Genomic DNA, 4,574 nt, shown 5'->3' with positions numbered 1-4,574 from the left:
GCGGCTGCGGCGCCCAGGCGGCCACCGGCACGCAGGCGCTGGAGATGACCAAGTGGTTCGACACCAACTACCACTACCTGGTGCCCGAGTTCGCTGCCGACACCGACTTTGCGCTGGCACCGCAGCGGCTGCTGGCGGAGCTGGCCGAGGCGCAAGCGCTGGGCCTGCCAGTCAAGCCGGTGCTGCTGGGTCCGCTGACCTTCTTGTGGCTGGGCAAGGCCAAGGCCGAGGGCTTCGATCGGCTGAGCCTGCTCGACAGCCTGCTGCCGCTCTACGTCGACCTGTTGACCCGCCTGGCCGCGGCCGGCGTGCAATGGGTGCAGCTGGACGAACCCATCCTCGGCCTCGACCTGCCGCCGGCATGGACGCAGGCCTTCGAGCGCGCCTACCAGCGCTTGGCCAAGGTCGACGTGTCGGTGCTGCTGGCGACCTATTTCTCGCCGCTGCAAGCCAACCTGCCGCTGGCCTGCCGGCTGCCGGTGGCCGGGCTGCATGTCGACGCGGTGCGTGCGCTGGACGAGCTGCCATCGGTGCTGGACGCGCTGCCGCTGGACCGCGAGCTGTCGATCGGCATCCTCGATGGCCGCAACATTTGGCGTGCCGACCTGGACGCGGCGTTGGCCCAATTGCGCCCGGCCCTGGAACGCCGCGGTGGCCGACTCTGGCTGGCACCCTCGTGCTCGCTGCTGCACGTGCCGCTGAGCTTGGCCGACGACGCATCGCTGGACGCCGAGTTGCGCCGCTGGGTGGCCGGTGCGACCGAGAAACTGGCCGAGCTGCAACTGCTCAAACGCGCGCTGCTGAAGGGCGACGACGCCGTGGCCGGCGATCTGGACGCTGCCCGCGCGGTGATTGAAGAGCGGCGCCACAGCCCGCGCGTGAAGAACCCTGCGGTCGCGCAACGCCTGCAGCAGTTGCCGGGCGACATCGACCGTCGAATCAGCGCCTTCACGCGGCGCCAGCGCCTGCAGCGCGAGCGGCTGAAACTGCCGCCGCTGCCCACGACGACGATCGGCTCGTTCCCGCAGACGCCTACCATCCGTGCGGTGCGTGCCGCCCACAAGCGCGGCGAGCTGCCGGCCGAGGCCTATCGCGAGGCGATGCAGCACGAGATCGCCCAGGCCGTGGCRGCGCAAGAGGCGCTGGGGCTGGACGTGCTGGTGCACGGCGAAGCCGAGCGCAACGACATGGTCGAGTACTTCGCCGAGCTGCTGCAGGGCTATGCCTTCAGTGCTAACGGCTGGGTTCAGTCGTACGGCTCACGCTGCGTGAAGCCGCCGCTGCTGTTCGGCGACATGTCGCGTCCGGCGCCGATGACCGTCGAATGGGCCCGCCACGCGCAAAGCCTGACCAAGCGGCCGATGAAGGGCATGCTGACCGGCCCGATCACGATGCTGCAATGGTCGTTCGTGCGCGACGATCAACCGCGCGCCGACACCGCACTGCAGTTGGCGCTGGCCGTGCGCGACGAGGTGCAGGACCTGGAAGCAGCCGGCATCGCGATCATCCAGGTCGACGAGCCGGCGCTGCGCGAAGGGCTGCCGCTGCGCCGCGCCCAATGGCCCGACTACCTCGCGTGGGCGACCCGCGCGTTCCGCGTCGCTGCCAGCGTGGTGCGCGACGACACGCAGGTTCACACCCACATGTGCTACGCCGAGTTCAATGACATCCTGCCCGAGATCGCCGCACTCGACGCCGACGTGATCACGATCGAGACCAGCCGCTCGGACATGGAATTGCTCCAAGGCTTCGGCGCTTTCCGCTACCCCAACGAGATCGGGCCTGGCGTCTACGACATTCACTCGCCGCGCGTGCCGACCGCGGCCGAGATGATCCGCCTGTTGCGCAAGGCCGCCGAGGTCGTGCCGGCCGACCGGCTGTGGGTCAACCCGGACTGTGGGTTGAAAACCCGCGGCTGGCAGGAGACGAACGCGGCGCTGCGCGAGATGGTGCTGGCGGCACAGCAGTTGCGCGAAGAACTGGCCCGTGGTTCGAAGGCCCCGGCGGTTGCCGAAGCCGAAGCCTGAGCGTTACAGGAAGATCGCCTGCAGGTCGCTCAAGAAATCGAAGCCGCGGGCGGTGGGCCGGATCACCCGGCCCGTCGGCTCGCTGACGGTTTCGAGCAGGCCCTGTGCCTGCGCCGTCTTCAGCCCTTCGGCGATGGCCGAGGGCGGCAGGCCGGTGCGGTCGGTGAACAGCGCTTCTTCGAAGCCATCGCGCAGGCGCAGCGTGTTGAGCATGAACTCGAAGGGCAGTGACTTGCGTGCGACCTCGTCTTCGTTCGACGTGGCCTTGCCGGCCAGCGCCTCGGCCATGTAGCGCGCCGGCTCGCGCCACTTCACCGTGCGCACCACCCGGTGCGGAAAGCTCAGCTTGCCATGCGCGCCGGCGCCCAGGCCCAGGTAGTCGCCGAACTGCCAGTAGTTCAGGTTGTGCGCGCAGCGATGGCCGGGCCGCGCATAAGCCGAGACTTCATAGCGATCCAGGCCGGCCTCGCCGGTCAGCTCGACCAGGCGGTCCATCATGATCGCGCTGGTGTCGTCATCGGGCAGCACCGGCGGCTTCGCTGCGAACACGGTGTTCGGCTCCAGCGTCAAGTGGTACAGGCTCAGGTGCGGCGGGTTGAAGCCGAGTGCGGTGCGCACGTCAGTCTCCATCTCGGCCAGCGTCTGGCCGGGCAGCGCGTACATCAGGTCGAGGTTGAAGGTGTCGAAGGTCGAAGCGGCTTCCTCGATCGCAGCGATGGCTTGCGCGCGGTCGTGCACACGTCCGAGCGCCTTCAACTTGGCGTCGTCGAAGCTCTGCACGCCGATCGACAAGCGCGTAACCCCGGCGGCGTGAAAGGCGCGAAAACGCTCGCGTTCGAAGGTGCCGGGGTTGGCCTCCAGCGTGATCTCGCAGCCAGGCGCCAACGGCAGCAGCAGGCGCAGGTCCGACAGCAAGCGTTCGATGCCAGCCGGTGAGAACAGGCTTGGCGTGCCGCCGCCGATGAACACGGTCTGCACCGTGCGGCCCCAGACCAGCGGCAGGCTGGCTTCAAGGTCAGCGCGCAGGGCGTTCAGGTACTGAGTCTCAGGCAGCTCACGACTGCTGTTCTTGCTGGCCCCCAGCTCGTGGCTGTTGAAGTCGCAGTACGGGCACTTCTTCAAGCACCACGGCAGGTGCACGTAGACCGACAACGGCGGCGGAGCGCCGAGCTGCAAGGTGCCCGGGCGCAGGAAGCGGTCGGCAGCGGTCGTGTCCATCACAGGTGCCAGGCATCGCGCATCAACGCGATCATCTGCGCCGCGGCGATTGCGCGGTGGCTGTTGGCGTTCTTCAGCTCGGCGGGCAGTGTGGCTACCGTCCGGCCGAGCGCGGGAATGAACATCAGCGGGTCGTAGCCGAAGCCGCCCTCGCCTTGCGGTGCGGTCAGGATCTCGCCGCCCCAGCGGCCGAACGCGATCAGCGGCTCCGGGTCGGAGGCGCTGCGTAGCGCAATCAATGAGCAGACGAAGCTGGCGCGGCGGTCAGTGGCGCCTGCCAAGCGGTCCAGCAGCAGGCGGTTGTTGGCGGTGTCCTGCGCGCGGCGCTGGGCCTCGCGGTCCATGCCTGGCTCGGGCGAGAACGGTGCGAACACGGCCGATTGCACGCCGGGTTCGCCACCGAGCGCATCGACACACAGGCCCGAGTCGTCGGCAATCGCCGGCAGCCCGGTCACCGCAGCGGCGTGGCGCGCCTTGGCCAGGCCGTTCTCGACGAAGGTGTGGTGCGGCTCCTCAGCCTCGCTGACACCGAGCGAGCCTTGCGTGACCAGCTCGATGCCCAGAGGCGCAAAGAGCTGGCCCAGCTCGGCGAGCTTCTTCGCGTTGTTCGAGGCGAGCACCAGCTTCACGTGCTTCAGCCCTTGTTCAGCGGCTGTGCCAAGGCAACGCGCTGCGCCTCGGCCAGCTCCTGGATGCCCTTGCTGGCCAGCGCCAGCAGCGCATCCATCTCGGCGCGGCTGAAGGTGGCTCCTTCTGCCGTGCCCTGGATCTCGACAAAGCCGCCGCTGGCGGTCATCACGACGTTCATGTCGGTGTCGCAGGCCGAGTCTTCGATGTATTCCAGGTCCAGCAGCGCCGTGCCTTCGATCAGGCCGACCGAAATAGCGGCCACCGCGTCGCGCACCGGCGAGACGGCGATCTTGCCGCTGGCCAGCAGCACTGAGACGGCGTCCTGCGCGGCAACGAAGGCACCAGTGATCGCTGCGGTGCGGGTGCCGCCGTCGGCCTGCAGCACGTCGCAGTCGAGCGTGATCGTGCGCTCGCCAAGCAGCTTGAGGTCGAACACCGCGCGCAATGAGCGGCCGATCAGGCGCTGGATCTCTTGCGTGCGGCCGCTTTGCTTGCCGCGGGCGGCCTCGCGGTCGCTGCGGGTGTGGGTCGAGCGCGGCAGCATGCCGTACTCGGCGGTCAGCCAGCCTTCACCGCTGCCGCGCTTGTGCGGGGGCACGCGTTCTTCGACCGAGGCGGTGCACAGCACGCGCGTCTCGCCGAACTCGATCAGCACCGAGCCTTCGGCGTGCTTGGTGAAGCCGCGGGTGATGCGCAGCG

Annotated in this window: 4 protein-coding genes; 1 reads left to right on the top strand and 3 read right to left on the bottom strand. The window is 68.8% G+C overall.

What is annotated here, in order from left to right; genetic code table 11:
• Nucleotides 1–2,027: 5-methyltetrahydropteroyltriglutamate--homocysteine S-methyltransferase (gene metE / locus AC1DYI_RS27325; protein WP_477207269.1), on the top strand; the 2,027-nt coding region annotated here is incomplete at its 5' end.
• Between the two features lie 3 nt (nucleotides 2,028–2,030).
• Here metE and hemW read toward each other — a convergent pair.
• The 3 genes from hemW to rph are packed head-to-tail and all read right to left on the bottom strand — an operon-like array spanning nucleotide 2,031 to nucleotide 4,572.
• A complete protein-coding gene (gene hemW / locus AC1DYI_RS27320; RefSeq protein WP_477207268.1) occupies nucleotides 2,031–3,245 on the bottom strand; it encodes a radical SAM family heme chaperone HemW in 1,215 nt (404 codons plus the stop codon).
• Nucleotides 3,245–3,874, bottom strand: coding sequence for a non-canonical purine NTP pyrophosphatase (locus AC1DYI_RS27315; RefSeq protein ID WP_477207267.1), 630 nt, complete (start codon nucleotides 3,872–3,874; stop codon nucleotides 3,245–3,247). The genes hemW and AC1DYI_RS27315 overlap by 1 nt, the downstream gene beginning before the upstream one ends.
• A gap of 5 nt (nucleotides 3,875–3,879) precedes the next feature.
• Nucleotides 3,880–4,572 (bottom strand): ribonuclease PH, encoded by a 693-nt coding sequence (rph, locus tag AC1DYI_RS27310; RefSeq protein ID WP_477207266.1) that lies wholly within the window; start codon nucleotides 4,570–4,572, stop codon nucleotides 3,880–3,882.
• Nucleotides 4,573–4,574: the final 2 nt, after the last annotated feature.

The organism is Ideonella sp. P3_A4 (assembly GCF_056403075.1).
This window is presented reverse-complemented; position numbering and strand designations above follow the sequence as displayed.